Source organism: Nocardiopsis sp. N85, from assembly GCF_028882275.1.
Taxonomy (GTDB): Bacteria; Actinomycetota; Actinomycetes; order Streptosporangiales; family Streptosporangiaceae; genus Nocardiopsis; species Nocardiopsis lambiniae.
Genome location: NZ_JARBUT010000008.1, coordinates 70,917 through 96,753 on the forward strand (window position 1 = coordinate 70,917; position 25,837 = coordinate 96,753).

Sequence of the window (25,837 nt, forward strand, 5' to 3'; positions counted from 1 at the left end):
TCAGCAGGGTAGAGACCTCAGGGACACGGCACGTCGGATTCCGCCCTTCCGACCCCTGCTCGGGACCCCGTACCACCATGTCTGAACAGCGATGACAACTGTTTCAGGAACTTTGGCACGATTCTCGCGGGAGCCCCGATCCGGGTGGTCCCGGTCACCGCGCCGCCGGATGTTCGAGTCGGCCGTCGTCGGCGCCCTCCAGCGCCCGCCGGACCTCGTCGGTCATGTCGTCGTCGTACCCGGTGATCGTGTAGGTGGAGAAGTAGCGGGTCCCGTCGGCCTCGACCGGGTCGCCGAGTTCGACCTCCACGTCGTAGGGGTCGTTCTGGCACTCCTGGTCCATGCACCAGGTGCCGAGGAGGCCCCCCTCGCCCCGGGCCCGCTCGTCCGACCACTCCCGCCATTCCATGTCGCTGAAGGTCGTGAACTCCGTGGCGACGTACTCGGTGGGGCGCCGGTCGTCGAACCCGTTCTCGTCGCCGTACCGGTTGAGGACGTACACCTCGGCGTCGCCGGTGGTCGTGGTGGGGCTCGTCTCCTCGGCCTGTGGGGCGGTCTCCTCCTCCGGGAGGGCCCCGCCCCCTTCCGGCTCTTCGCCTCCGCACCCGATGACCGCCAACAGGGCGGCCGCGCCGACCCCGGTCAGGGCGATGCGCTGCATTCCTTTGCCTCCAGCGTGGGTTCCGGATCCGCGACGAGGCCCCCCGGTGTGCACCGAGGGGCCTCTGGGAACCGCTCTTTTCCGTCAACGGGGCCGGAAGGACCCCGTCGTCACCACAGGGTGGTGACTAGTGGTAGCCGGGGTGGTCGTGGTGGCCACGGCGATCGTGGTCCACGTTGGTGCCCACCGGACCGTTGACGCAGTCACCGGTGGTCTGCGGCGACAGGATCGGCACGTTCGCCCCGATCAGACCGACGGCCAGCTCGGTGTTGCACAGCTGGATCGGAACCAACTGCAGGTTCTGGTTGAACTGCTGGTCACCGCCGTGCGAGGCGGAGGCCGGAGACGCGGCCAGGACCGCACCCAGGGCGATACCGGCGACAGCACCCGCGATCGAGAGCTTGCGCAGCATGTGGTGGCTCCTAGTCGATGTTGGTGCTGATCGGGCCGTTGACGCAGTCGCCGGTGGTCTGCGGCGACAGGATCGGCACGTTGACGCCGGCCAGGAGACCGACGGCCAGCTCGGTGTTGCACAGCTGGATCGGAACCAGCTGGAGGTTCTGGTTGTACTGCTGGTCACCGCCGTGCGAGGCGGAGGCCGGAGACGCGGCCAGAACGGCGCCCAGGGCGATCCCGGCGATGGCGGTGGCGGTGGCGAACTTACGCAGCATGTCGAGATCTCCTAGCTGATGTTGGTGCTGATCGGGCCGTTGACGCAGTCGCCGGTGGTCTGCGGCGACAGGATCGGCACGTTGACGGCGACCAGGCCCACGGCGGCGCTGGTGTTGCACAGCTGGACCGGAATGGCCTGAAGGTTCTGGTTGTACTGCTGGTCGCCACCGTGGGAGTGGGAGGCGGAGGCCGGGGTGGCGGAGAGAACGGCGCCGAGAGCGGCACCCGCGATGAGACCGGCAACGCCGAGCTTACGCAGCATTGAATTACCTTTCGAGAAAGTTTGAGAAATCGTCGCAGTCGGACTAATTGCCGGAACTAGCTGATGTTGGTGCCGATGGGCCCGTTCACGCAGTCGCCGGTGGTCTGCGGCGACAGGATCGGCACGGTGACGGCGACCAGGCCGACGCTGCCGGTCAGGTTGCAGGACTGAATCGGCACCAGCTGCAGGTTCTGGTTGAACTGCTGGTCACCGCCGTGCGAAGCGTGTGCGGGAGCTCCGAGGAGCAGCGCGCCCATCGCGGCACCGGCGACCAGGCCAGCAGCGGCCATCTTCTTGATCATGACTTCCCCCGGAAATCTTCGAGGTGTTGACAGAAAAAGACGCAGGCGCTCTTGCACCTGTGTCGCGGTGGACTGAGGCAATCATCATCCGCCCTTTGTTTTTTGTCAACGCCGAAACCCGCGGAGTTCGATTGTCCATTTTGTCGGGAGAATTCTTTTTGCCGGTCCGTCGAATCCTTTTTTTCGCGTCTTTTCCGACACATGGGCGAAGAGCTGTTACCCCACCGTGTCCGCAGCGCTATGGACTCGCGATGGTCCGAATCCCGGACCCGCCCGACACTTGGGCCACAACGCCCGATTCGTCCGCGTTCCGAAGCCGTCGTGTGACCTGGGTCTCGGCACCATGTTCGGAGGCCGGTATCTCTCGGGAAACACGACGAGGCCCCGACACCTGATGGTGTCGGGGCCTCGTTCCCAGGGTGGCAGGTGAAGGATTCGAACCTTCGAAGGCTAAGCCGACGGATTTACAGTCCGCTCCCATTGGCCGCTCGGGCAACCTGCCTGGGCTGCGACTTCGGGGTTCCCCGTGTCGCATGAACGAGAATAGCGGATGAACCCCCCGAACCTGAAATCGGTTTCGCGGGCGCGCCCCCGGCCGCCCTTCGGACACCCTGAGCAGGGTCCCACTAAGCTCTGGGACCGTGCCCGCGCCGCGCGCGGCCGGGCCCGACCGACCGCGCGGGCGCTCCGAGGAGGCCCGCCCCGATGACCGACCCAACTACGGGGTGTGAGAGAACGTGGCCGCCGAATCCAGTTTCGACGTGGTGTCCAAGCTCGACCGTCAAGAGGTCGACAACGCCCTGAACCAGACGGGCAAGGAGCTCTCCCAGCGCTTCGACTTCAAGGGCACCGGGACCACCATCGCCTGGCAGGGCGAGGAGGGCATCGAGATCCGCAGCAGCTCCGAGGAGCGCGCGCTCGCCGCCCTCGAAGTCTTCAAGGAGAAGCTGATCAAGCGCAAGCTCTCCCTGAAGATCCTCGACGCCGCCGACGAGCCCAAGATCTCCGGCAAGGAGTACCGCCTGCCCATCGGCCTCAAGGAGGGCATCACCTCCGATGACGCCAAGAAGATCTCCAAGCTGATCCGCGACGAGGGCCCCAAGGGCGTCAAGGCGCAGATCCAGGGCGACGAGCTGCGCGTCAGCTCCAAGAAGAAGGACGACCTCCAGTCGGTCCAGAACCTGATCAAGGAGAAGGACTTCGACCTGGCCCTCCAGTTCGTCAACTACCGCTGAAACCACGAAGGTTCACCACTGTGACCTGCCAGAAAGCTAGGCGGCGTCCAGCGGAGGGCACATCCGGGGCACAAGACCGAGCGCGTTGTCCACGAGGGCACGTGTTCGGTCTTGGGCTTCGGGCCACTCCCCCACGTAGGTGTTGAGCGTCACGGTCGGCGTGGAGTGCCCCAAGGCCATCTGCACCGTCTTGACCGAGGCACCTTCGTGGATGAGCAGGGTCGCGAAGTAGTGCCGCGGGCAGTGGAGTCCGACACCCTTCGGGATGCCGACCGCACGGACGGCAGGAGACCGGGCATGAGACCGGTCGGCGCGATGGATCGGTGCCAGGTCTGCGAGGCCGCTGCCCGTGGCCCCGCCCCAGAGGAAGACCGGCTTCGCCTTGCGGCGGCGGGGTTTGCCTGGGTCCGTCTCGTCCTCAATCTCGATTTCCACGGGCGCGAAGCGCTCCAGATGCCGTTTCAAGGCTTCCGCAGTTACCTCGGGCAGGTTCGGACCGTCCGAGCAGAGGTCTGCGTCTTGGAAGGCCCCAGAAAGGGCTTTCCGCCGGTCACGGCGATGAGTTGTCGCCGCACGTCGATCTCCCGGCGCTCGAAGTCGATGGCATCGAGTTCGAGGCCGAAGATCTCTCCTCCCCGGAGACCGCTACGAGCCGACCTATCGACTTCCGGTCGTCTGACCTGTTGAAGGTTTCCTTACTTCCTCAAGCCCGTCCCTTCGCGCCGGGGCAGCCGGGGGCCGGGGTTTGCGGTTGGGTGCGAGTGGGTGGTGGGGGTGCCTCCGGCGGGGACTCGGGGATCCAGGAAGTGGGGGTGGAGACCGATCACCAGGGACAGGGCCGGGAACGGGCTTCCAGGCGAACCGGGCCGGAACGGCGATCGGAGCACCACGGGCAGGGCGAGGAGTCCAGGGGTTCGGGCAGGCGCGAAAGGCAGAGAAGCGGGAGGCGGTGATGGGGGTGCTCGTGGCAGACTGGGAATGGCCCGTGATGGGTTGGGGCGTGTACACCGAATCTGGTTCGGGTGCGGAAACCGGCCCGCGCGTGCAAGGTGTTTGCGCTGGCCACAGCCTCACGGTCGGGAAATGTGCACCCGGTCACATGCTTCCGGGGGCCTGGAAGGGGTGTTGCGTGCAGACGGAGTGCATCGTCGCAGGTCAGGCCCGATGAAAATCGGGAAGGGTCCGGCAGGCCTACAAAGCCCGTAGGGCATGGAAACTCAGTAGTAAGTGATGCGTAGTACAACGACGCGGGTCCGGCAGGCCTACAAAGCCCGTAGGGCATGGAAACGCCTGATGCCTTGCGCTGCTCCGCTGTCGGTGCGGTCCGGCAGGCCTACAAAGCCCGTAGGGCATGGAAACTTGCTCTCCCTGATCTCCCGCTCCGGCTGGCGTTCGCGTCCGGCAGGCCTACAAAGCCCGTAGGGCGCAAGGCACATCCAGGGCGCATCAAGCCGGGATGTAGTGCGAAACGGCGAGAAGCAGCAAGAGGCGTAGCAGCACGTCAGAGGGCATCCCCGTCTCCTGAGCTGGGAGACGGGAATGCCCTTCTCGGTTCGTCAACCACCGCCAGGACCGGGCGGAACCACCGAGCGGTCGCCCGTCGAGGGCGGCCGTCGTGTCCTCCCTCCGCCCCGGAGGCCTCCGGGGCGGGATCGATCAGCCCAGGTCCCAGTCCCGGCGCAGTTCACGCAGCCGCCGCACCCGCTCCTCCGTGGGGGGGTGGGCGGCGAACAGCCGCCAGACCCCCGTGGGGAACGGGTTGGTGGTCATCAGGTGGGCCGCCGGCAGCAGCGTCCTCCGGCGGGGCAACGGATGGGCGCGCATCCCCTTCTCGATCGCGAGCAGGGCCTCGGCCAGCGCTTCGGGGTCCCCCGTGGTGCGGGCGGCCTGTTCGTCGGCCCGGAACTCGCTCTGACGCCCCACTCCGGCGCGCACCACGAGGAAGGCCAGCGGCGCCAGCAGCGCCACCATCAGTCCGCCCAGGAGTTCGGGGACGTCGGTCTCCTCCGAGTCGCCGAGCGGCAGTACCAGGGCCAGCGCGCTCAACGCGGTGATCAGACCGGTGAGGGTGACCGTCACGGATCCGGCCAGGGTGTCGGCGGCCTTGATGTGCGCCAGTTCGTGGGCGATCACCGCGCGCAGCCGACGTTCGTCGAGCGTGCGCAACAGGCCCGTCGTACAGCACAGCGCGGCCCGGCGGCCGGTCCCGGTGGCGAAGGCGTTGGGCGATCGGATCGGCGACAGGTACAGGCGCGGCATGGGCTGGCGTGCGGCCGTGGCCAGTTCGCGGACCATCCGGTACAGCTCGGGCCGTTCGATCTCCCCCACCGGGCGCGCCCGCATGGCGCGCAGCGCCAGCGAGTCGCCGAACAGGTGGACCAGGATCGCCGCGCACACCACCAGGGTGACGGCGAACTGGAGTCCCGTCTTCTCGGCGCACAGCCAGCCCGCGACGAGGAGGACCACCGCGACGCCGATGAACAGGCCGATCGCCCGGATCAGGCCGACGTGCACGCCGCCACCTCCCCGCTCTTCGTCCGTGATGTGTACATGGTGATGAACGTGCGGGTCGGCGTCCCGCGTTCCCCGGCCGGGGGGCCGTCCATCACACCCGTCGCGTTCCGGTATCCGGTACCGCCCCGCGATCGCCGCCCCGATGTGACAATCACCACCCGCCTTCGGTCGATTCCGCCCCGACGACCTATAGTGCGAACGTGGCCCTCATCACTTTGCGCGCGAGGTCGCGGACACCGTTCCGCGTCCACGGGCGTGGACGCCTCACCACGTCCTCCAGGGTTGGCGCACCCGGTGGACGCGGGGGCCGCACACCCCGTCCGTGTCCTCACGCGATCGGGGGGCCGCCCCACGGCGGTGCGCCCCGACCGGAGGGCTGACACTCACGAGCGCCGCCGCCACAACGACCGGCGGCCGAGGAGGTCGTCGATCTCAGTGTCCAAACAGATCGAACAGCTCGACCGCGTCGTCATCCGTTTCGCCGGTGACTCCGGCGACGGGATGCAACTGACCGGTGATCGCTTCACCCAGGAGACCGCGACGTTCGGCAACGACCTGTCGACCCTGCCGAACTTCCCCGCGGAGATCCGTGCGCCCGCCGGGACCCTCCCCGGTGTCTCCAGTTTCCAGTTGCACTTCGCCGACCACGACATCATGACCCCGGGCGACGCGCCCGACGTCCTGGTGGCGATGAACCCCGCCGCGCTCAAGGCCAACCTGGGCGACCTGCCCCGCGGGGCCACGGTGATCGTCAACACCGACGAGTTCACCAAGCGCGCCCTGGCCAAGGTGGGCTTCGCGGCGGACCCGCTCACCGACGGGACCCTGGACGGGTTCAAGGTGAGCGCGGTGCCGTTGACCTCCATGACCGTGGAGGCCCTGGCCGGTCTGGACATCTCCAAGAAGGACGCCGAGCGGGCCAAGAACATGTTCGCGCTCGGTCTGCTGTCGTGGATGTACAACCGGCCGACGGAGGGCACCGCGGCGTTCCTGAAGTCGAAGTTCGCCACCAAGCCGAACATCCTGGCGGCCAACCTGACCGCCTTCCAGACGGGCTGGAACTTCGGTGAGACCACCGAGGACTTCGCGGTCTCCTACGAGATCAAACCGGCCCGGCTGCCCGCGGGCACCTACCGCAACATCACCGGGAACCTGGCCACCGCCTACGGGCTCATCGCCGGTTCCCGGCGTTCGGGGCTGCCCCTGTTCCTGGGCTCGTACCCGATCACCCCGGCCTCCGACATCCTCCACGAGCTGTCCCGGCACAAGGAGTTCGGGGTGCGCACGTTCCAGGCGGAGGACGAGATCGCCGGTGTGGGCGCCGCCCTGGGCGCGGCGTTCGGCGGGGCGTTGGGCGTGACCACCACCTCCGGCCCGGGGATGGTGCTCAAGCAGGAGACCGTGGGTCTGGCGGTGATGACCGAGCTTCCGCTGGTCATCGTCGACGTCCAGCGGGCCGGGCCCAGCACCGGCATGCCCACCAAGACCGAGCAGACCGACCTGCTCATGGCTCTGTTCGGGCGCAACGGCGAGTCCCCGCTGCCGGTGGTGGCGCCGGCCTCCCCCGCCGACTGCTTCGCGGTGGCGTTGGAGGCGGTGCGGATCGCCGTGACGTACCGGACCCCGGTGGTGATGCTCTCCGACGGGTATCTCGCCAACGGGTCGGAGCCGTGGCGGTTGCCCGAGGTCTCGGAGCTTCCGGTCATCGAGCCCGGGTTCGCGACCGCCCCCAACGGGCCCGACGGGGACTTCCTGCCGTACCTGCGCGACGCCGAGACCCTGGCCCGGCCGTGGGCGGTGCCGGGCACGGCCGGGCTGGAGCACCGGATCGGCGGCATCGAGAAGCACGCCGAGACCGGTGACATCTCCTACACCCCCGCCAACCACGACCTGATGGTCCGCACCCGCCAGGCCAAGATCGACGCCGTGGACGTCCCGGACCTGGAGGTCGACGACCCGAGCGGGGAGGCCGAGGTGCTGGTCCTGGGCTGGGGCGGCACCTACGGCTCGATCACCGCCGCGGCGCGGCGGGTGCGCCGCACCGGCCGTCGGGTCGCGCAGGCGCATCTGCGCCACCTCAACCCGTTCCCGGCGAACCTGGGCGAGGTGCTGCGCGCCTACGACCGGGTGGTGGTCCCGGAGATCAACCTGGGCCAGCTGGCCCTGCTGTTGCGCGGCCGGTTCCTGGTCGACGTCATCGGTTACAACAAGGTCCGCGGCCTGCCGTTCAAGGCGGAGGAGCTGGCGGGAGCGCTTCAGGAGGTCATCGATCGTGACTGAGCACACGCACGACACCGGCTTCGCGGGGCTGCGTCTGGTGCCCAAGAGCGACACCTCCTACAAGATGAAGGACTTCAAGTCCGACCAGGAGGTGCGCTGGTGCCCGGGCTGCGGTGACTACGCGATCCTGGCCGCCTTCCAGGCGTTCCTGCCCGAGCTGGGCGTGCCGCGCGAGAACATCGTCATCGTCTCGGGGATCGGCTGTTCCTCCCGGTTCCCCTATTACCTGAGCACGTACGGGGTGCACTCGATCCACGGGCGGGCCCCGGCGATCGCCACCGGTCTGGCCACGAGTCGCCCGGACCTGTCGGTGTGGGTGATCACCGGTGACGGTGACGGGTTGTCGATCGGCGGCAATCACCTGATCCACGCGCTGCGCCGCAACGTCAACGTCAACGTGCTGCTGTTCAACAACCGGATCTACGGGTTGACGAAGGGGCAGTACTCGCCGACGTCCGAGGCGGGCAAGATCACCAAGTCGTCGCCGGTGGGATCGCTGGACCACCCGTTCAACCCGGTGTCGTTGGCGTTGGGCGCGGAGGCGACGTTCGTGGCGCGGTCGGTCGACTCCGACCGCAGGCACCTGACGTCGGTGCTGCGGGCCGCCGCCGAACACCCGGGAGCGTCGTTCGTGGAGGTGTACCAGAACTGCCCCATCTTCAACGACGACGCGTTCGAACCGCTCAAGGACCCCGCGGCCAAGGACACCCGGCTGCTGCGGTTGGAGCACGGTGAGCCGTTGCGCCTGGGCGACGGCCGGGGCGTGGTCGCCGGGGAGTACGGCGGGTTGGAGGTGGTGGACGTCGCGTCGGTCGGTGAGGAGCGGTTGATCCGCCATGACGCGCACCGGGAGGACCCGGGGTACGCGTTCGCGCTGTCCCGGCTGGACCGGCCGGCGTTCGAGCACGTGCCGATCGGGGTGTTCCGTGAGGTGCGCCGACCCACCTACGACGATCTGGTCAACGAGCAGGTGGCGGACGCGCGTGCCGAACGCGGCGACGGGGAGTTGTCGGCCCTGCTCGCGGGCGGGGACGTCTGGACGGTCGGGTAGCGCGGTCGGGGCCGCCCTCCGCCGGGGACCGGCGGAGGGCGGCCCCGGGCCGGGCGGCCGCCCTCCGCCGTCCGGGAGGTCCGTGGTCGTCGGGCACGGGTCCGCGGGCCACCCCCTGACATCCGGACGGAACGGTTAGGGTGCCGGTATGCGTATCGTCATCGCCGGGGGACACGGGAAGATCGCGCTGCGGCTGGCCGGGCTGCTGGCCGCGCGCGGGGACGAGCCCGTCGCCCTCATCCGCAATCCCGACCACTCTCAGGACGTCGTCGACGCGGGCGCCGAGCCCGTGGTCATCGACTTGGAGCAGGCCACCGTCACCGAGTTGGCGGAGAAGGTCATGAACGCCGACGCCGTCGTGTTCGCGGCCGGCGCCGGGCCGGGCAGCGGGGCCACCCGCAAGGACACGGTCGACCGCAAGGCGTCCGTGCTGACCGCCGACGCCGCCTCTCTGGCGGGGGTGCGCCGGTTGATCCAGGTCTCCGCGATCGGGGTGGACAACCCGCTGCCCGCCGACAGCGACGAGGTGTGGGCCGCCTACGTCGAGGCCAAGCGCGCCGCCGACGCCGACCTGCGTGAACGTTCGGTGGAGCTGGACTGGACGATCCTGCGGCCGGGCCGCCTCACCGACGAACCCGGGACCGGGGAGGTGTCGCTCGGGGAGAAGGTGGAGCGCGACTCGGTGACCCGGGACGACGTGGCCGCCGTGATCGTGGCGCTCCTGGACGAACCGGGGACGGTCGGAAGGGTTCTCAACCTCGTGAACGGTGAGACGCCCGTCGTCGAGGCCGTCCGCGCCGCCGCCGTCTGAGGCACACGATCGTGGCCGCTCAGAGCGGCCGCTTCGGGCATTCTGTGGCCAGATGCACCCATAGAAGGCATCATGGTGACGGAACCCGGCGGAGTCCCGCCAAGGTTGGACGCGGATGACCGGGTAGCGACCCGACGGGTACTGACGGCTCCGAACAGAGCAGATGGGCACGGTTATTCATGAGCGTCACACAGGTCGTGAGGGACAGCACGGTCGTCGAGCACGCCAAGGTCGCGGCTCAGCAGAAGCGTCGGATGTTCATCATCCAGCTGGAGATCAACGCCTACGACGAGCCCTCCAGCAAGCTGCGCCCGGGCCTGACGCGCATCCTCGAAGGGATCGAGGAGGCCGGCTGGCGGCTGGAGCTGATCACCCCGGGCGAGGACGGCGAGAAGGACAAGCCGGCCCGTATGTTCATCTTCCGCCCCGACCCCGACGCCAAGAAGGACGCGGTGGACAGGCACGAGGCCCAGCACCAGCCGGAGCCGTCGGGTCAGCAGCAGGCCTACCCGCAGCCGACCGGTGCCCAGCAGCCGGACCCGTACGCGGGCTACGGCCAGCAGCCGGGATACGGCCAGCAGCAGTACCCGGGTTACGACCAGCAGCAGTACCCCGGTTACGGTCAGCAGCCGGGATACGGCCAGCAGCCCGGTTATGGGCAGCAGTACCCGGGTTACGGTCAGCAGCAGGGCTGGTGATCACGGCCCCTCGATGAGGGGCGTCCGAAGGGGCCCGCGCGGTGGAGGAACACCGCGCGGGCCCCTTCGTGCGCACGGCGACCTCTCGGTTCTGTAACGCGGTGCGGATCGTGGGCTCCGACATGTCGTGCATGTCCGAAAGGAACCCGAGAAAAGCTCGAAGAAACTCTGGATTCTTCCCTTGAAGTACTCCGAGCACGCTGATGACTACGCTAAGTTATTTCCGGCGGCTACAGCCACCCCGTTATGAGCTTCCGAAAGGTATCCACGATGACCCGCATCGCCAAGATCTCCGGCCTCGTCCTCGCCACCGGCCTCGCCTTCGGCGCGATGACCGGCACCGCCGCGGCCGACAACAACGCCAAGGTCCAGAACATCACCATCCCGGTGTGCGTGGACGTTCTCCAGGCCGCGGGCATCAGCTCCGACGGCTGCAACGTCGTCAGCTGGGACTCCACCTCCGGCATCGCCATCGACGACTAGATCGTTCGGATCGCCCTCGCACCGGGCACCTCGGGACGCCACCGTCCCATCGACAACGACCATCGCAACGCCAACCGAAAAGGATCTTCACCATGAAGCGCTTCGCCACCGTCTCCGGCCTCGTCCTCGCCACCGGCCTCGCCCTGGGCGCGATGACCGGCACCGCCGCGGCCGACAACAACGCCAACATCCAGAACGTCACCGTGCCGATCTGCGCCGACATCATCACCTTCTCCCTGGTGAACATGGACGGCTGCAACGTCATCTCCAGCAACTCCACCTCCGGCATCGCCATCGTGAAGTAGTAACGTCCGGTAGCGCGGGGGCGGGGCGCGATCATCGATCGCGCCCCGCCCTCGTGTTCTCAGACGCCGCAGACCGCGACCGAAAGGCGCGTGGCCGGGTCGGTGCGCAACCGCGCGTGGGTCCCGGTGTCGAACCGTTCGTCCCCGTAGCGCAGCTTCCGCCGTTCGATCCCCTCGGGCCGGAACCCGGAGCGCAACGCCACCAGGCACGAGGCCGGGTTGTTCAACCGGTGTCCGAGTTCCAGCCGGAACAGGTCGGTCTCGGCGAAGACGCGCTCCGCGGCCAGCGGCACGGCCGCCGTGGCGGCCCCGCGCCCCCGGGCGTCGGCGTGCGTCCAGTACGACACCCAGCCCAGGCCGTGGACGCGGCTGGTCACCGAGACCTGCACGTGCCCGAGGGCGACGTCCTCCCCGGCCGTGACCGCGAACCCGAACGAGGAGCCCGCCTCGGCCGCGGCCCGTTGCCGGTCGATCCACTCCAGCGCCTCATCGGTGGTGGCGGGCACCTCCGGGGACTGCCATGCCAGTTCGGGTTCGGCGAAGGCCGACAGCAGCCGTTCGGCGTCCCTCGGCCCCCAGGGCCGCAGTCGGTACATCCGTTCGTTCCTCGTTCCGTCGCAGGGGACAGGGGTCGGGCCCACGGAATCATCCCGCGAACGGGTGTCACGTTCCGGGGTGCGTGGTACGTCTTCTCTTCATGACCACCGATACCTCCGACGCCGCCGACGCCGCCGGTGTCTTCGAAGCCCACCGTTCCCTCCTGACCGGGGTCGCCTACCGGATCCTGGGCACGGCCTCCGACGCGGAGGACGTGGTCCAGGAGGCGTGGCCGCGCTGGTCGGCCGCCGACCGGGAAGGGGTCGAGAACCCGCGCGCCTACCTCGTCACCATCGTCTCCCGCCTGGCCATCGACCGGTTGCGCAGCGCCCGTGCCCGCCGGGAGTCGTACGTGGGCGAGTGGCTGCCCGAACCGGTGAGCGACCTGCCCGACGCCTCGGAGCGGGCCGAGCTCGCCGACACGGTCGAGTTCGCGCTCCTCGTGGTGCTGGAGACGCTCAGTCCGCTGGAGCGGGCGGTGTTCGTGCTGCGCGAGGCCTTCCAGCTGCCGTACGCGGAGATCGCCGAGATCATCGGTCGCGGCGAGGCCGCCACCCGGCAGCTGTCCCGGCGGGCCCGCGACCACGTGCGCGAACGCCGACCCAGGTTCGAGGCGGACCGGGCGGCGCGGCGGCGCATCACCGAACGCTTCCTCCAGGCCTGCGCGGAGGGCGACATGGAGGGTCTGACCGGGTTGCTCGCCGACGACGCCACCCTGGTCGGGGACGGCGGCGGCAAGGCCAAGGCGCCGCTGCGGGTGCTGGTCGGCCGGACGAAGGTCGGCCGGTTCCTCCTGTCGCTGCCGAGCAACCTGGAGCGTTTCCTGGCGTCGATCGGGGTGGCCCCCGGTGAACCGCGGCTGGAGGTCACCGAGGTCAACGGGGCCCCGGCGGCGCTGGTCATCGTCTCGGGGCGGGTGATCAGCACCATGATCCTGGACGTGGACGGCGACCGGGTCCGGACCGTGTACGTGATCGCCAACCCGGACAAGATGTCACACCTGCGGGTGCCCGACCCGTCTTGAGAGGCATGGACATCACCGTTGTGGGCGGGGGCCTCGCCGGACTGACCGCCGCCATCGCCGGCGCCGAGGCCGGCGCCGCCGTGACCCTGCTGGAGGCGCACTCCACCCTGGGCGGCCGGGCCCGGACGTGCGATCCGCCGTACCTGGCCAACGAGGGGCCGCACGTGCTGTACGGGGACGGTTCGGCCGCCCGGTGGCTGGGCGAACGGGACCTGATACCGCCCCACCACCGGTTCCCGTGGTCGGCGCTCTTCGGGGTCCGGGTGCGTGCGGGAGGCCGGATGCGGTCGACACCGCCCCCGGCGCTGTTGCGGGCGGTCGCACGCCGGGGGCTGCGCGCCCCGCACGATCGCGACTTCGGGTCCTGGGCACGGGAGCGCCTGGGCGAGAGGACCGCGCGGGTGGCCGCGAACCACATGGGGGTGGCGCTGTTCGACCACGACCCCTCGCGGTTGTCGGCGGAGTTCGTGTGGGAGAGGTTCCAGCGGGTGTGGTCGCCCGGTCGGCCCTCGGCGCTGTACATCGTCGGCGGGTGGACGGCGCTGGTCGAGCGGCTGGCGACGCGGGCCCGGGAGATGGGGGTGCGGATCGAGACGGGCGCGCGGGTGGACTCCCTGCCGTCGGACCGGCCGGTCATCGTGGCGACCTCCCTGGCGTCGGCCCGGTCTCTGCTCGGTGACGACTCGCCGACCTGGGAGAGCGGGCACGCGCTGTTGGTGGACCTGGGGCTGCGCCGGGGACGGCGGGACCCGTTCGCGGTGTTCGACGCCGACGAGTGCGGGTTCGTGGAGCGGTACACGCGGGTGGACCGGACGCTCGCCCCTGCGGGCGAGGAGCTGGTGCAGGCGCAGATCCCGGTGCGGCCGGGCGAGTCGCGGGCGCGGGTGACCGAGCGGCTGGAGCGGTTGCTCGACGCGTCGCTGCCGGAGTGGCGGGCGCGGGTGACGTGGCGCCGCGACCAGGTGGCCAAGGGGCGGACGGGGGCGCTCGACCTGCCGGGGACCACGTGGCGGGACCGGCCGGCGATCGACCGGGGCGACGGTGTGTACCTGGCGGGGGACTCGGTGGCCGCGCCGGGCCTGCTCGGCGAGGTCTCGGTGGCGAGCGCGGTGCGCGCGGCCGCCGCGGCGACGGGTTCCCACGCTCACCGGCACGTCTGAGGAGGGCGGCCCGGCCGTGTTCCTGTGAACCTCCGCTCCGCTTCGGTCCGCGCGAGAGCACCCGGAGAACGCGAACCCTCGGCCGCTGCGTCGACATCCTCGTCCCTCGGACGTCTCCTCCGCCGGCCTCCGGAACCCCGTGGACGCCCTCGCACCTCCGAGGCGCGGAGGAGCACGCGAAGAACAGGCCCTACGCCACCCAGCGGTAGCGGTGTTCGGGGCGGCCGGCCGAGCCGTAGCGCATGCGCAGTTCGGCGCGGCCGTCCGCGCACAGGTGTTCCAGGTAGCGACGGGCGGTCACCCGGGACACACCGGAGCGTTCGGCCACGTCGGAGGCGGACAGGTCGCCGTCGGCGGCGCGCAGCACCCCCGCGACGAGGTCGACGGTGGCGGCGGTCAGTCCCTTGGGCAGTGATCGGCCGCCCGGCGGGCGCAACAGTCCGAACAGCCGGTCCACGTCCTGCTGGGTCGTCTCCCCCTCGGTGTCCATCTGGCGGCGGGCCACCGCGTAGCGCTCCAACTGGTCGCGCAGGGCGCTCAGCGGGAACGGTTTGAGCAGGTAGTGCACCGCTCCCCCGTGCAGGGCGTCGCGGACCTGGGCGATGTCGCGCACGGCCGTGATCATCAGGAAGTCGGTGCGGCGGGCCTCGTCGGCGGTGGCGGCGCGCAGCGTGCGCATCACCGAGATCCCCGAGGCGTCGGGCAGGTGCAGGTCGAGCAGGACCAGGTCGGGGCGGTGTCCCCGGATCTGGACGAGCGCGGCCGCGGCCGTGTGCGCCACCCCCACCACCGTGAAGCCGGGCAGCGACTCCACCAGTTCCCGGTGGTTGCGGGCCACTCGAACGTCGTCGTCGACGACCAGCACACGGATCATCGGTTCACCTCCACCGTGCCGGTCGCGGGCAGGTAGGCGGTGAACACCGCGCCCTCCTCGCGGTCGGGCACCTCCATCTCCACGCTGCCCCCTCGCCCCTCGCACACCTGCTTGACCAGGGCCAGACCGAGTCCGCGTCCCCCGCCGTCGCGGGACGCCTTGGTGGTGAAACCGAGGCGGAAGATCTCCTCGGCGATCCCGTCGGCCACCCCGTGCCCGGAGTCGGTCACCCGGATCTCCAGCAGGTCGCGAGGCGGACCGTCCTCACCGGCCCGATGCAGGCGCACCATCAGTTCCACCCATCCCCGGCCGGCGCCCGCGACGGCGTCCAGCGCGTTGTCCACCAGGTTGCCCAGGACCAGCAGGGCGTCCGTGCGCAATTCCCTGTCGAGCGCGGGCACGTCCGTCATCGGGGAGATCCGCAGGTCCACGCCGATCTCGGCGGCCTGCGCCGACTTGGCGATGGTCAGGGCGGCCACCGCCGCATCGGTCACGTGCTCGGCGATCCCCGCGGTGGTGCGGGTGTGCGCCGCCGACAGGTCCGCCAGATAGGAGCGGGCCTCCTCATGGGCGCCCAGGTCGAGCAGGCCCGCCAGGGTGTGCATCCGGTTCGCGAACTCGTGGGTCTGCGCCCGCAGCCCCCGGGTGACGGTGCGGGCGCCGTCGAGTTCACCGGTGAGCCGGTCGAGTTCGGTGCGGTCCCGGAAGGTGACGACCGCGCCGGTGTCCTCACCCCGGATCCGGACCGTCCTGCGGTTGGCGACCAGGATGCGGTCGCCGGACAGCAGGAGGAGGTCCCGACCCGGGTCGTCCCCGGAGACGATGTCACGGATCCGCTCGGAGACGCCGAGTTCGTCAAGGGTACGCCCCTCGGCGTCCTCGGGAAGCCCGAGCATGGCGCGGGCCGGCGGGTTGACCAGGAGGAGGCGGCCTTCGGTGTCGACGGCGAGCACGCCTTCGCGGACGGCGTGGAGGAGGGCCTCGCGGCTTTCGAGGAGCGCGGTGATGTCGGCGGGTTCCAGACCGTGCGTCTTGGTCCTGACCTGGCGGGAGAGCGCCCAGGCCCCGCCGATGCCCAGGCCCAGGACCACGGCGACCGTGCCCAGGACGGCGGGGACGGCGGCGCGCGCCTCGGTGGCGGCGTCGGAGGTGAGGATGCCCAGGGAGACGTAGGCGACGACCTCGCCGCGGGCATCGCCGCCGTTGACCGAACCACCGTGGGCGAACACGGGGACCTTGGCCCGGACGGTGCGCCCCTGGGTGCCGGTCTCCACCCCGGTCCACTCCTCGCCCTCGGCGGCCGGTCCGGGCGGGGTGGACACGATCTCCCCTATGAGGTCCTTGTCGGGGTGGGTGTACCGGGTGCCGTCGGGCGCGGCGATCACCAGGTACTCGACCCCGGTGGCGGAGGCGATCCGGTCGGCCAGCGGGTCGAGGGCGGCGGTCGGTTCGGGGCCTTGGACTCCCGCGACGACCTCCGGCATGACGGCGACGGTCCGGGCCACGCTGAGGACCCGCTCCGCGTACTGGCGGTCGGTGTGGCGGTCGAGCTGGACCACCCACAGGGAGCCGACGGCGACCAGCGCGGCGGCGAGCAGGAGCACGTAGCCGACGAAGAGCGAGCCGGTCAGGGTGAGGCGGGGCCGGGTGCGCGGGGCAGGGGTGCGCGGCGGCCGTGGCAGCGTGCGCGCGGTCATGCCGGTGCCTTCCGAGAGGGGATCGGTGCGGTTCCGAGGTGGACGCGGCGACGTTCGGATCGGCGAACGCCCAGGTGGGCACCGCGTTCAAGAGCGTGACACGAACAATACGACCAATATGACGCCAGTTTTAACAACACCCTTACACGGGCGTGCGCCGGGTCACACTGTGATCCGGCTCTCCTCGTTCCCGCAAGGCGAGGGGGCGAGACGAGGTCGGAAGGAGACAGCGATGCGCGAACGCGGCGTGCCACTCCGTGTCGCGGGTGGGCTCTGTGCCCTCCTGCTGGTGGGAACGGCACTGTTCGACGTGCGCCAGAGCGCGGCGTCGGGGACCGGGGAGCAGGAGAAGATCCTGCTCATCGCACCGGCGGCCCCCGGCGGCGGGTGGGACACCCTGGCCCGGGAGATGCAGAACGGGCTGCGCGAGGAGGACCTGCGCTTCAACGTCGAGGTGCGCAACGCCGAGGGGGCGGGCGGCACGATCGGGCTGGCCCAGATCGCCAACCGTGAGGGCCAGGACAACGTGCTGTCCATGACCGGACTGGGCATGGTGGGCGCGGTGGAGACCACCGGGTCGCCGTACACGATGGACGACGTCACCCCGATCGCGCAGCTGGCCTCGGAGTACCTGGCCGTGGTCGTGTCCGCCGACTCCCCCCACGAGACCCTGGACGACCTCGCCGAGGACTGGATCGCGCAGGCGGAGACGTTGCCGGTGGCGGGCGGATCGATGGGCGGTGTGGACCAGATCTTCGCGGCCCGGGTCGCCCAGTCCATGGGACTGGTCCCCGGGGAGATCAACTACCTGCCCTACTCGGGCGGCGGCGAGGTGCTGACCTCGCTGCTGTCGGGCACGTCGGCGGTCGGGTTCGGCACCCTGGGCGATTTCGCCGACCAGGCGGCCGACGGCGGCCCGCTGCGGGTCATCGCGGTGTCCTCCCCCGAACGGTTGGACGGGGTGGACGTGCCGACGATCATCGAGCAGGGCTACGACGTGGAGATGTCGAACTGGCGCGGGGTCATCGCGCCGCCCGGACTGAGCGACGAGCAGGCCGACGAGCTGGTCGCGTTGGTGGAGGAACTGAGGGGGAGCCCGTCATGGGCCGACACCCTGGAGCGCAACCGGTGGACGGACACCTACCAGGACCGCGCGGAGTTCACCGCGTTCCTGGAGGAGGAGGTCGCCCTCACGCAGGAGACCGTCGAGGAGCTGGGGCTGTGACCGTGAACGAGACCGGGAAGGGGGCTCCGGTGGTGACGGAGCCCGGGGAGACCACCGCGGAGGCGGCGGAGATCACCGCCGCGCGGGCGGCGGCCGAGACGGCGACGCCCGATCCGGAGACGGCGCCGTGGAGCGGTCCCGCCCGATGGGCGATACCCGCGCTGGCCGCGGCCGTCGGCGTGGTCATGCTGTGGGGCGCGTTCACCATCGAGGCCCCGACCAACGCGACGAGGCCCGGACCGGGTTTCGTCCCCGGGGTCATCGGTGCGCTGCTGCTGGTGGCGGCGGTGTCCCTGGTGGTGACCGGCCTGCGCGGGCGGACGACGGGGGTCTCCAACGCCCTCACGTGGTTCGAGACGCGACCCGTCCTGATCGTGCTGGCCGGGCTGGTGGCGCACATCGTGCTGTTGGAGTTCCTGGGCTGGCTGTTGTCCGGGGCGCTGTTGTTCTGGGCGGTGGCCTTCGCGTTCGGGGCGCGCGCGTACGTGCGTGACGCCGTGGTGGCGCTGTCGGTGTCGGCGGCCGTCCAGGTGGGCTTCTCGCTCGGCCTCGGGCTGAACCTGCCGACCGGGATCCTGGGGTGGGGACTGTGATGGAGACTCTGGTCGGTCTCGGGGACGGGCTGGTCGCGGCCCTGACCCCGGGCAATCTGATGTGGGCGTTCCTGGGCGTGGTGCTGGGCACCGCGGTGGGGGTGCTGCCGGGTCTGGGCTCGGCGATGGCGGTGGCGCTGCTGCTGCCGGTGACGTTCCGGCTGGACCCGACGAGCGCGTTCATCCTGTTCGCGGGCGTGTACTACGGCGGGATGTTCGGTGGGGCGACGACGTCGATCCTGCTCAACACCCCGGGGCAGGCGTCGTCGATCGCGACGACCTACGAGGGCCACAAGATGGCGCTGGCGGGTCGGGCCGCGCAGGCGCTCGGCACCGCGGTGATCGGTTCGTTCTTCGCGAGCATCGTCGGAACGCTGATCGTGGCGTTCTTCTCGCCGGTGATGGTGGCGTTCGCGCTGAACTTCGGGCCGGGCGAGTACTTCGCGCTGACCGTGTTCTCGTTCGTGGCGGTGGCCGCCGTGGTGTCGGGATCGGTGCTGCGCGGTGTGACGTCGCTGCTCATCGGCCTGGCGATCGGCGTGGTCGGCATCGACGGACAGAGCGGCGCGCCACGGTTCGACTTCGGGTCGTCGGTGATGCTCGACGGGATCAACGTCGTCATCGTGACCGTGGGGCTGCTGGCCCTGGGCGAGGTGCTGTACGTGGTGGCGCGCGGGAAGTCGGCGCCGGACTTCGCGGCGATCCGCACCGGGCGGCCGTGGTTGAGCCGCCGGGACTGGAAGCGGTCCTGGGGCCCGTGGCTGCGCGGTACGGCGCTGGGCAGCACGTTCGGGCCGATCCCGGGCAGCGGTGCGGAGATCCCGACGTTCGTGTCGCTGGGCCTGGAGCGCAAGCTCGCCGCTCGGCGGGCGCGGCGCACGGGCGACCCGGCGGAGAACGAGTTCGGTCGAGGCGCCATCGAGGGCGTGGCCGGGCCGGAGGCGGCGAACAACTCCAGCGCGGCGGGCACGTTGGTGCCGCTGCTGGGGCTGGGGCTGCCGACGTCGGCGACGGCCGCGATCATGCTGGCGGCGTTCCAGCAGTACGGTCTCCAGCCGGGGCCGGTGCTGTTCGAACGCAACGCGGAACTGGTGTGGACGCTGCTGGCGTCGCTGCTGATCGGCAGTGTGCTGCTGCTGGTGATCAACCTGCCGTTCGCGCCTCTGTGGGCGAAGCTGCTGAAGCTGCCCAAGCCGTACCTGTACGGGGGCATCGCGTTGTTCTCGGTGCTGGCGGTGTACGCGATCAACGCCTCGGTGGCGCACCTGGTGATTCTGCTGGCGGTGGCACTGCTGGGGCTGGTGATGCGGTCGTTCGGGGTTCCGGTGGCGCCGGCGCTGATCGGCGTGGTGCTGGGACCGATCGCCGAGACGGAGTTCCGGCGGGCGCTGGCGGCGTCCTCGGGGGATCCGGCGATCCTCGTGGGCAGCGGGATCTCGATCGGCCTGTACGCCCTGGTGGTGGTGGCCGCCCTCGTTCCGGTGATCGCGGGTCTTCGCCGCCGCGCGGCGGCGAAGACCGCGCAGACGGACGGCCCGGAGCGCGAGCCCGTGTCCTGACGGACCATGGCCGACCCCTTACTCCCGGGGGTCGGCCTTCACGGTCGACCCTCTACTCCCGGGGGTCGACCCCACGGCCCCCGGCCCGTCCGCCGGGGGCCGTTCGCGTGCGGAGTGGGGCGAAGGTGCGTCGCTCGGGGAAGGGGCCGGGCTTACAAGGGCTCGTCATCGACCTGGATGTCCCACTGGACATTGTCGCCGTCGACCGAGGTCACCGTGATGGTCGCACCGTAGATCGTGTTGTCGGCGTGGAAGTTGCAGCGGATCTCGTTGCCCACCTCCGCGCGCAGCCCCTGGGAACAGGCGAAGTTCTCAAGGGTGTGTCCGGCCGCCTCCAGCGCGGCGGTCGACCGCTGGACGACCTGATCGGCGGGAACGATGCCGTCGCTGGCGGTGCCGCTGTTGCCGCCCTGAGCCGTGGAGTCGTCCCCGGCGGCGGTGTCATCGGTGGGGGTGTCATCGGCGGCGCCGGTGTCGGCCGGCGCGTCGTCGACCTTGATGTCCCACTGGACGTTGTCGCCGTCGACCGAGGTCACGGTGACGGTCACGCCGAGGGTGTCGCCGCCGCTGGTGAGCTCACAGCGGATCTCGGCACCCACCTCGGCGGGGAGGTCGTCGGCGCAGGTGAAGTCGTCGGGGGTCTGGCCGACCTGCTCGGCGAGGATCGCGCTCGACCGTTCGGCGACCTGCTCGGCGTCCACGGAGCCGGGGCCGCCGATGCTGAACGAGCAGCCGGTGGCGAGGAAGAGGGGGAGGGCTCCCAGAACGGCTCCGGTGATGATTCGGTCGGTTCTGATCTGCCGCATCGCGGACTCCTTGAGTGTGCGGGGAACGTGCCCCCGAACAGACTCCGGAACGCGGTTCGAGGTTCCACGCATACGCGGTCCTCTATGGATCTGTAGCCTCATCAGCCGATTTATGTCGTTTCCGTGACCGCACACGCACGGCTTGTCAACGCTGTTGGCTTTCCGGCTCCATCCGGACACCCGCACACGAAGCCGCCCCGCCGCACTTTCCGTGGCGGGGCGGCTTCCCGGTGATCACTTCGAGTCGAGCGCGCCGAGGAGGGCGGTCCACTCGGAGGCGGTGAACCCGAGGTGCCCGAGTTCGCGGTTCCGTGTGTCGCGCACAGCGGTGATCAGGCCTTCTGAGACCTCAACACAGTCGCCCTGGGCTCCGCTGTAGCTGGACGTGTGCCAGGTGCTCTCGTTCACCGTAGTTCTCCTAGGGCTTCTGATGTGAGGGCGTGGGACGCCGCAGGGGGCAGCGCCCAGATCTGTAGGTCTCCGAACACGGCTTGCAGCCTTGTCACAGCTCGGTCGTCGCTGAGCAGTTCACTGCCCGAGGCGTGTTCCACCTCGACCAAGGGCGTGTTCTGGAGGGAGGTCAGCACGCGGAGCGGCCCGGAGTGTCCGCCATGACACGGAGCATCCGCTGGTAGGACCAAGATTCGCATATCCCTGGAGGCGGAGAGCTCCAGCAGGTGCTGCAACTGCTCTCGCATCACGCGGCAGGCCGAACCCCGCCCTCACCCGTGACCCGCATCCAGCGGGGTGGGGTCCGCCGCCAGTGGACTCCACCCCGCTGGTTCAGCCGTCCTTCTTGGGCATCGCGGCGCCCCCATGCCACCGTGGTCCCGGCCGCACCTCACCACATCGCCAAACCGCACAACGCGGAGACGACGCCCTGCGTTGACGCGGTTCATCAAGCGTCACCCCCGCGCACACGGGGATGGATCGGTCGCGGGTGACGTCACCCGCGACCGATCCCCTCCAACGCGGCGAGGTCCTCGTCGGACAGCGGGAGCCCGGCCCCGACGACGTTCTCGCGCAGGTGCGCGACCGATGAGGTTCCGGGGATCAGCAGGATGTTCGGGGACCTGTGCAGCAGCCACGCCAGGGCGACCGACATGGGCGCCGCGCCCAGTCGGGCGGCGACGGCGGAGAGCACCGACGACTGCAACGGGCTGAACCCGCCGAGCGGGAAGAACGGCACGTAGGCGACACCTTCGGCGGCGAGCCGGTCGATCAGTTCATCGTCGCCTCGGTGGGCGAGGTTGTACATGTTCTGCACGCACACGATCGGCGCGATGCCCTGGGCTTCGGTGACCTGCTCGGCGGTCGCGTTGCTCACGCCGAGGTGGCGGATGACGCCCTGCTTCTGGAGATCGACCAGCGTCTCGAACGCCTCCGCGATCGACCCCGCCTGCGGCCCCTGGGCGTCGCCGAGGCGGAGGTTCACCAGGTCCAGCGTCTCGCGCCCGAGGGACTCCAGGTTCTCCTCGACCTGGCGACGCAGTTCCTCCGGACGGCGCGCCGTGGGCCACCCGCCCTGCGCGTCCCGCCGCGCACCGACCTTCGTCACCACGTGCAGGCCCTCCGGGTAGGGGTGTAGCGCTTCGCGGATCAGCCGGTTGGTGATGTGCGGCCCGTAGGCGTCGCTGGTGTCGATGTGGGTGATCCCGAGGTCGACGGCCTCGCGCAGGACGGCGATGGCTCCGTCGTGGTCGGCGGGCGGCCCCATGACCCATGGGCCCGCGAGCTGCATCGCGCCGTAGCCGAAGCGGGTGACGGTCAGATCGCCCATGGTCCAGGTGCCGCCGGGAAGCGGAGGAGGGTACGCGCTCATGCCCCTGTCTTTCGTGTCGATTCGGTGGGTGGTTCCTGATGGAGCCCTTCTTCATAATGGACATGCAACTTCCTGGCAGGAAGTAGGTACTTCAGAGTGCCTTGGTGACCCTCAGGTGACAGGAGTAGGCGATGGGAACGACGACCGCGGCCGAGAAGAGGGCCCAGGCGAAGATCGAGTACGACGCGTTCCTGGACGTGTGCCCCAGCAGGAAGCTGCTCGACCGGATCTCCGACAAATGGGTCACCCTGATCCTGTGCGCGCTCGTCGGCGGGGAGGCCGGGCCCACCGGTGACCGCGCCGGTGACCGGACCGGTGACCACGCCGGCGAGCCGCGGGCGATGCGCTTCTCGGAGCTGGCCCGGACACTCGCGGGCGTCAGCCAGAAGATGCTCACCCAGACGCTGCGTTCGCTGGAGCGCGACGGCCTCATCACCCGCACCGCGACCGCCACCGTGCCCGTCACCGTCTCCTACGAGCTCACCGAACTCGGCCTGTCGCTGTACCACCAGGTGCGCGGCCTCAAGAGCTGGGCCGAGACGCACATGGGCGAAGTCCTCGACAACCGCGCCGCCCACGACGCCCCCACCTCCTAGGAGCCACCATCACGGCGCGTTCGCTCCGGGGTGCACCCGGCGGGGTCAGAGGTGGTCGAAGAAGCGGTGCCACCAGATGGGTGAATGCTCGGGAACGCCGACGTGGCCGAGGGCCTCCAGGCCGGACTCGACGCGCACGTCGGCATGCGGGGCGACCTGCACACGCGGCGCAAGGGGGACTTCCGCTCCGACGACACCGTCAAGCGCGAGCTCTACGAGAAGCATGTGCGCGACCGCACGGGCGTCCTCTGTGTCCTGGACGACCGGGACAAGGTGGTCCGGATGTGTCGGGAGTTGGGGCTGACCGTTCTCCAGGTCGCGGAAGGCGATTTCTGAGGGCGGGCGTATCACCGCGGTTCGGAGCGGGAGAAAGACGCCGCCGGGCCGCTCACCGAGTCCGCTTCGTGCCACCGGAAGGGCAGCCGAACGCGGGGCGCGTAGGTGCGCAGGGCGAGCGTGGCCGACGAGGCGGACAGGCCGACGATGTCGATGGGCCGGGCCACCTCGGCGTGGGCATCCTCGTGGACATCGGCGGGGACGTCGGCCGGGAACGGGCGTCACGCGGCCAGGCCGGGGTCCTTGAAGACCTCACGGCGGTGCCAGTCGACGTGCCCGGCGGCGACCGATGGAGCGGTGGCGGGCAGGAGCAGGTCGCGGCCCGCGAGGTCGGTGACGATCCGTTCGGCCTCGGCCGAACGGGCCTCGAAGCGCGGGGAGACGTCCAGGGTCAGCTCCCCGGTGAGACCGAGGACGCCGCGGTCGAAGAGCAGGTGGTGGTTGGAGCACAGGGCGAGGCCGTTGTCGACATCGTCGGGCCCGGCGTGCGACCACCAGCGGACATGGGCGGCCTCCAGCCCGACGGGAACACCGCCGAGCCGTCCCTCGTAGCCGCAGAACGCGCACCGGTGACCGTAGGCGTCCAGCACGGCCTCGCGGAAGCGGGGGTCGCGGTCGTGCGCCGCGACCCGGCGGCCGTCGGTGAGGGCGAGGCCCGCCAGGGCGAGGATCTCCTCGTGCAGGGAGGACGGGAAGTTCGCGTCCAGCAGGGCTCGGGCGATACGGGTGCGCAGACCCGGGTCGTCGGACAGGGCGCGGGAGAACTCGGGGGTGAGGTTCCCCCGGGCGCCGGAGCCGCGCAGTCGGCCCGCGTTGTCCCCGGGATCGCCGCCGTCGTCGGTGGTGAGCAGCCACAGCCCGTCGTCGTTGGCCAGACGGCGGAAGGGGTAGGCGGGGGTGGTACCGCTCCTGGTCGGCGGAGCGAACTCGTCCAGCAGCAGTCGGAGGTGCTCCTCGGCCGCGCTGTAGAGGATGGGGGCGTCGCCGTGACGCTGGTGGTGGCCCAGCGCGTAGAGCAGGAGGAGGGGCTTGTGCGGGGCCCGTTTGCCGTCCTTCCGCCACTGCCTGATCCGACCGACACGCTCTTCCCAGTCCATGAGGCACGACCCTAGCGCTGGAGTGCGACGACCGAAATAAGGGCGACAGGTCGGACAATTCGTCCTACCATTGCATTCGTGCCGGATTCCAATCGCGGCGTCGCCCTCGGGGCGAGCGCCTTCCTCCTGTGGGGCGTCGCGGCCCTGTACTGGCCCTTCCTCTCCGCCGCCGAACCCGCCGAGATCCTGGCCCACCGCATGGTGTGGTCCCTGCTCGCGATGTGCGTCTTCCTGTTCCTCGCACGCCGCGGTTGGAAGTGGCTGCCCGGCGTGATCCGCAGCCCCCGCCGGCTGTTGCCGGTGGCCGCCGCCGCGGTGCTCATCGCCGTCAACTGGTGGGGGTTCATCTACTCGGTCTCCACCGCGCAGACCCTCCAGGCGTCGCTGGCGTACTTCATCAACCCCTTGATGTCGGTGTGCCTGGGCGTCGTGCTGTTCTCCGAGCGCCTGCGCACGGCGCAGTGGATCGCGGTGGCGCTGGGCGTGATCGCGGTCGTGGTGATGACGGTGGGCTACGGCGCCGCCCCGTGGCTGGCCCTGCTCATGGGCTCGTCGTTCGCCGCCTACGGCGCGGTGAAGAAGTACGTGGACCTGGACGGGATGCAGAGCCTCACCGTGGAGACCCTGGTGATGTTCCTGCCCGCCCTGGGATACGTGCTGTTCCTGGAGTTCTCCGGTGTCGGAACGGCGATGTCGGTATCCCCCGCGCACACGGCGCTGCTGGTCGGCGGCGGTTTCGTCACGGCGCTGCCGCTGCTGCTGTTCGGGCTCGCGGCGCGGCTGGTGCCCTTGAGCGTGATCGGGATGCTCCAGTACATCGCCCCGACCATGATGTTCTTCATCGGGTGGCTGATCCAGGGCGAGGAGATGCCGCTCGCCCGGTGGGCGGGGTTCGCGCTGGTGTGGCTGGCCCTGAGCGTGTTCGCCTTCGACCAGGTGCGCGGCGCCCGAGCGCGGTCGGTGCGGCGCCGGGAGGATCGGGAGTCGGCGCGGGAGGCGGAGTCGGCGCGGGAGGCGGAGTCGGCGCGGGAGCGACCGACCACCGAGCCCTGCGACTGACCTCGGATTTCCCCGCTTCCGGCGAACCGAAACTACAATCCGTGACGTTGTGCTAACGTCGAGTCGCGAGCCGGGTGCGTCCCGGTTCCCCTCGGTCCGCACGTCCCGGAGGGCACCT

At 70.2% G+C, this 25,837-nt stretch carries 31 protein-coding genes and 1 tRNA gene; 15 read left to right on the forward strand and 17 right to left on the reverse strand.

Annotated elements, in window-relative coordinates; genetic code table 11:
* Positions 1 to 154 precede the first annotated feature (154 nt).
* The 6 genes from PWG71_RS13265 to PWG71_RS13290 all read right to left on the reverse strand — a co-directional run bounded on the left by PWG71_RS13265 (position 155) and on the right by PWG71_RS13290 (position 2,399).
* Positions 155 to 661 (reverse strand): hypothetical protein, encoded by a 507-nt coding sequence (locus PWG71_RS13265; RefSeq protein ID WP_274809998.1) that lies wholly within the window; start codon positions 659 to 661, stop codon positions 155 to 157.
* Positions 662 to 788: 127 nt separating this feature from the next.
* Positions 789 to 1,073 (reverse strand): hypothetical protein, encoded by a 285-nt coding sequence (locus PWG71_RS13270; RefSeq protein ID WP_274809999.1) that lies wholly within the window; start codon positions 1,071 to 1,073, stop codon positions 789 to 791.
* A 10-nt stretch (positions 1,074 to 1,083) separates the two neighbouring features.
* Positions 1,084 to 1,332 carry a hypothetical protein gene (locus PWG71_RS13275; RefSeq protein WP_274810000.1) on the reverse strand — a complete coding sequence of 83 codons (249 nt, stop codon included), beginning with the start codon at positions 1,330 to 1,332 and terminating at the stop codon, positions 1,084 to 1,086.
* Between the two features lie 11 nt (positions 1,333 to 1,343).
* Positions 1,344 to 1,595 carry a hypothetical protein gene (locus PWG71_RS13280; protein ID WP_274810001.1) on the reverse strand — a complete coding sequence of 84 codons (252 nt, stop codon included), beginning with the start codon at positions 1,593 to 1,595 and terminating at the stop codon, positions 1,344 to 1,346.
* A 56-nt stretch (positions 1,596 to 1,651) separates the two neighbouring features.
* Complete coding sequence (locus PWG71_RS13285; protein WP_220563428.1) at positions 1,652 to 1,897, reverse strand: hypothetical protein; 246 nt, start codon at positions 1,895 to 1,897, stop codon at positions 1,652 to 1,654.
* A 420-nt stretch (positions 1,898 to 2,317) separates the two neighbouring features.
* A tRNA-Tyr gene (locus tag PWG71_RS13290) sits at positions 2,318 to 2,399 on the reverse strand.
* Between the two features lie 235 nt (positions 2,400 to 2,634).
* On the opposite strand from PWG71_RS13290, the gene PWG71_RS13295 reads away from it, so the two are divergent.
* Positions 2,635 to 3,132, forward strand: a complete 498-nt coding sequence (locus PWG71_RS13295; protein ID WP_274810002.1) for a YajQ family cyclic di-GMP-binding protein — start codon at positions 2,635 to 2,637, stop codon at positions 3,130 to 3,132.
* A gap of 36 nt (positions 3,133 to 3,168) precedes the next feature.
* Here PWG71_RS13295 and PWG71_RS13300 read toward each other — a convergent pair whose 3' ends face one another.
* Positions 3,169 to 3,597, reverse strand: a complete 429-nt coding sequence (locus PWG71_RS13300; RefSeq protein WP_274810003.1) for a tyrosine-type recombinase/integrase — start codon at positions 3,595 to 3,597, stop codon at positions 3,169 to 3,171.
* A gap of 1,191 nt (positions 3,598 to 4,788) precedes the next feature.
* Positions 4,789 to 5,646 (reverse strand): M48 family metalloprotease, encoded by an 858-nt coding sequence (locus PWG71_RS13305; RefSeq protein ID WP_274810004.1) that lies wholly within the window; start codon positions 5,644 to 5,646, stop codon positions 4,789 to 4,791.
* A 435-nt stretch (positions 5,647 to 6,081) separates the two neighbouring features.
* Here PWG71_RS13305 and PWG71_RS13310 point away from each other — a divergent pair, with 435 nt between their 5' ends.
* The 6 genes from PWG71_RS13310 (at position 6,082) to PWG71_RS13335 (ending at position 11,274) form a co-directional block, all read left to right on the forward strand.
* Positions 6,082 to 7,926 (forward strand): 2-oxoacid:acceptor oxidoreductase subunit alpha, encoded by a 1,845-nt coding sequence (locus PWG71_RS13310; protein ID WP_274810005.1) that lies wholly within the window; start codon positions 6,082 to 6,084, stop codon positions 7,924 to 7,926.
* A gap of 64 nt (positions 7,927 to 7,990) precedes the next feature.
* Positions 7,991 to 8,977 carry a 2-oxoacid:ferredoxin oxidoreductase subunit beta gene (locus PWG71_RS13315; RefSeq protein WP_274810172.1) on the forward strand — a complete coding sequence of 329 codons (987 nt, stop codon included), beginning with the start codon at positions 7,991 to 7,993 and terminating at the stop codon, positions 8,975 to 8,977.
* Between the two features lie 148 nt (positions 8,978 to 9,125).
* Entirely contained in the window at positions 9,126 to 9,788 is a 663-nt protein-coding gene (locus tag PWG71_RS13320) for an NAD(P)H-binding protein (RefSeq protein WP_274810006.1), read from the forward strand.
* Positions 9,789 to 9,967: 179 nt separating this feature from the next.
* Entirely contained in the window at positions 9,968 to 10,486 is a 519-nt protein-coding gene (locus PWG71_RS13325; protein ID WP_274810007.1) for a hypothetical protein, read from the forward strand.
* 270 nt (positions 10,487 to 10,756) lie between these two features.
* The gene (locus PWG71_RS13330) at positions 10,757 to 10,969 is read left to right on the forward strand and encodes a hypothetical protein (RefSeq protein WP_274810008.1); all 213 of its coding nucleotides are present in this window, start codon (positions 10,757 to 10,759) and stop codon (positions 10,967 to 10,969) included.
* A gap of 92 nt (positions 10,970 to 11,061) precedes the next feature.
* Positions 11,062 to 11,274: a hypothetical protein gene (locus PWG71_RS13335; RefSeq protein ID WP_274810009.1), complete on the forward strand. Its 213-nt coding sequence runs from the start codon at positions 11,062 to 11,064 to the stop codon at positions 11,272 to 11,274.
* Between the two features lie 59 nt (positions 11,275 to 11,333).
* Here PWG71_RS13335 and PWG71_RS13340 read toward each other — a convergent pair whose 3' ends face one another.
* Positions 11,334 to 11,870 (reverse strand): GNAT family N-acetyltransferase, encoded by a 537-nt coding sequence (locus tag PWG71_RS13340; RefSeq protein ID WP_274810010.1) that lies wholly within the window; start codon positions 11,868 to 11,870, stop codon positions 11,334 to 11,336.
* A gap of 101 nt (positions 11,871 to 11,971) precedes the next feature.
* Between PWG71_RS13340 and PWG71_RS13345 the strand changes: the two genes are divergently transcribed.
* Together PWG71_RS13345 and PWG71_RS13350 are read left to right on the forward strand one after the other, a co-directional pair.
* Positions 11,972 to 12,895 carry an RNA polymerase sigma-70 factor gene (locus tag PWG71_RS13345; RefSeq protein WP_274810011.1) on the forward strand — a complete coding sequence of 308 codons (924 nt, stop codon included), beginning with the start codon at positions 11,972 to 11,974 and terminating at the stop codon, positions 12,893 to 12,895.
* Positions 12,896 to 12,900: 5 nt separating this feature from the next.
* The gene (locus PWG71_RS13350) at positions 12,901 to 14,055 is read left to right on the forward strand and encodes an FAD-dependent oxidoreductase (RefSeq protein WP_274810012.1); all 1,155 of its coding nucleotides are present in this window, start codon (positions 12,901 to 12,903) and stop codon (positions 14,053 to 14,055) included.
* Positions 14,056 to 14,245: 190 nt separating this feature from the next.
* Here PWG71_RS13350 and PWG71_RS13355 read toward each other — a convergent pair whose 3' ends face one another.
* Complete coding sequence (locus PWG71_RS13355) at positions 14,246 to 14,929, reverse strand: response regulator (RefSeq protein WP_274810013.1); 684 nt, start codon at positions 14,927 to 14,929, stop codon at positions 14,246 to 14,248.
* The gene (locus PWG71_RS13360; RefSeq protein WP_274810014.1) at positions 14,926 to 16,626 is read right to left on the reverse strand and encodes an ATP-binding protein; all 1,701 of its coding nucleotides are present in this window, start codon (positions 16,624 to 16,626) and stop codon (positions 14,926 to 14,928) included. Before PWG71_RS13360 ends, PWG71_RS13355 begins: the two co-directional genes overlap by 4 nt.
* Positions 16,627 to 16,858: 232 nt before the next feature.
* On the opposite strand from PWG71_RS13360, the gene PWG71_RS13365 reads away from it, so the two are divergent.
* From PWG71_RS13365 to PWG71_RS13375, 3 genes are read left to right on the forward strand one after another with little or no spacing between them, the layout of a single operon-like run.
* The gene (locus tag PWG71_RS13365; RefSeq protein WP_274810015.1) at positions 16,859 to 17,851 is read left to right on the forward strand and encodes a Bug family tripartite tricarboxylate transporter substrate binding protein; all 993 of its coding nucleotides are present in this window, start codon (positions 16,859 to 16,861) and stop codon (positions 17,849 to 17,851) included.
* The gene (locus PWG71_RS13370) at positions 17,848 to 18,444 is read left to right on the forward strand and encodes a tripartite tricarboxylate transporter TctB family protein (protein ID WP_274810016.1); all 597 of its coding nucleotides are present in this window, start codon (positions 17,848 to 17,850) and stop codon (positions 18,442 to 18,444) included. Before PWG71_RS13365 ends, PWG71_RS13370 begins: the two co-directional genes overlap by 4 nt.
* The gene (locus PWG71_RS13375; protein WP_274810017.1) at positions 18,444 to 20,003 is read left to right on the forward strand and encodes a tripartite tricarboxylate transporter permease; all 1,560 of its coding nucleotides are present in this window, start codon (positions 18,444 to 18,446) and stop codon (positions 20,001 to 20,003) included. The genes PWG71_RS13370 and PWG71_RS13375 overlap by 1 nt, the downstream gene beginning before the upstream one ends.
* A 152-nt stretch (positions 20,004 to 20,155) precedes the next feature.
* Here the strand turns inward: PWG71_RS13375 and PWG71_RS13380 are convergent, their stop codons facing one another.
* The 4 genes from PWG71_RS13380 to PWG71_RS13390 form a co-directional block, all read right to left on the reverse strand.
* The gene (locus PWG71_RS13380; protein WP_274810018.1) at positions 20,156 to 20,809 is read right to left on the reverse strand and encodes a DUF4333 domain-containing protein; all 654 of its coding nucleotides are present in this window, start codon (positions 20,807 to 20,809) and stop codon (positions 20,156 to 20,158) included.
* A gap of 234 nt (positions 20,810 to 21,043) precedes the next feature.
* Positions 21,044 to 21,217, reverse strand: coding sequence for a DUF397 domain-containing protein (locus tag PWG71_RS13385; protein ID WP_274810019.1), 174 nt, complete (start codon positions 21,215 to 21,217; stop codon positions 21,044 to 21,046).
* Complete coding sequence (locus PWG71_RS28805; RefSeq protein WP_446725026.1) at positions 21,214 to 21,507, reverse strand: Scr1 family TA system antitoxin-like transcriptional regulator; 294 nt, start codon at positions 21,505 to 21,507, stop codon at positions 21,214 to 21,216. Before PWG71_RS28805 ends, PWG71_RS13385 begins: the two co-directional genes overlap by 4 nt.
* 248 nt (positions 21,508 to 21,755) lie before the next feature.
* A complete protein-coding gene (locus PWG71_RS13390; RefSeq protein WP_274810020.1) occupies positions 21,756 to 22,631 on the reverse strand; it encodes an aldo/keto reductase family oxidoreductase in 876 nt (291 codons plus the stop codon).
* A 131-nt stretch (positions 22,632 to 22,762) separates the two neighbouring features.
* On the opposite strand from PWG71_RS13390, the gene PWG71_RS13395 reads away from it, so the two are divergent.
* Positions 22,763 to 23,227, forward strand: coding sequence for a winged helix-turn-helix transcriptional regulator (locus tag PWG71_RS13395; RefSeq protein WP_274810021.1), 465 nt, complete (start codon positions 22,763 to 22,765; stop codon positions 23,225 to 23,227).
* A gap of 84 nt (positions 23,228 to 23,311) precedes the next feature.
* Positions 23,312 to 23,563: a phosphatase domain-containing protein gene (locus tag PWG71_RS13400; RefSeq protein ID WP_274810022.1), complete on the forward strand. Its 252-nt coding sequence runs from the start codon at positions 23,312 to 23,314 to the stop codon at positions 23,561 to 23,563.
* 11 nt (positions 23,564 to 23,574) lie between these two features.
* Here the strand turns inward: PWG71_RS13400 and PWG71_RS13405 are convergent, their stop codons facing one another.
* Positions 23,575 to 23,730, reverse strand: coding sequence for a hypothetical protein (locus tag PWG71_RS13405; protein WP_274810023.1), 156 nt, complete (start codon positions 23,728 to 23,730; stop codon positions 23,575 to 23,577).
* Between the two features lie 54 nt (positions 23,731 to 23,784).
* Positions 23,785 to 24,660 (reverse strand): phosphorothioated DNA-binding restriction endonuclease, encoded by an 876-nt coding sequence (locus PWG71_RS13410; protein ID WP_274810024.1) that lies wholly within the window; start codon positions 24,658 to 24,660, stop codon positions 23,785 to 23,787.
* 78 nt (positions 24,661 to 24,738) lie between these two features.
* Between PWG71_RS13410 and rarD the strand changes: the two genes are divergently transcribed.
* Entirely contained in the window at positions 24,739 to 25,719 is a 981-nt protein-coding gene (gene rarD, locus PWG71_RS13415; protein WP_274810025.1) for an EamA family transporter RarD, read from the forward strand.
* Positions 25,720 to 25,837 lie beyond the last annotated feature (118 nt).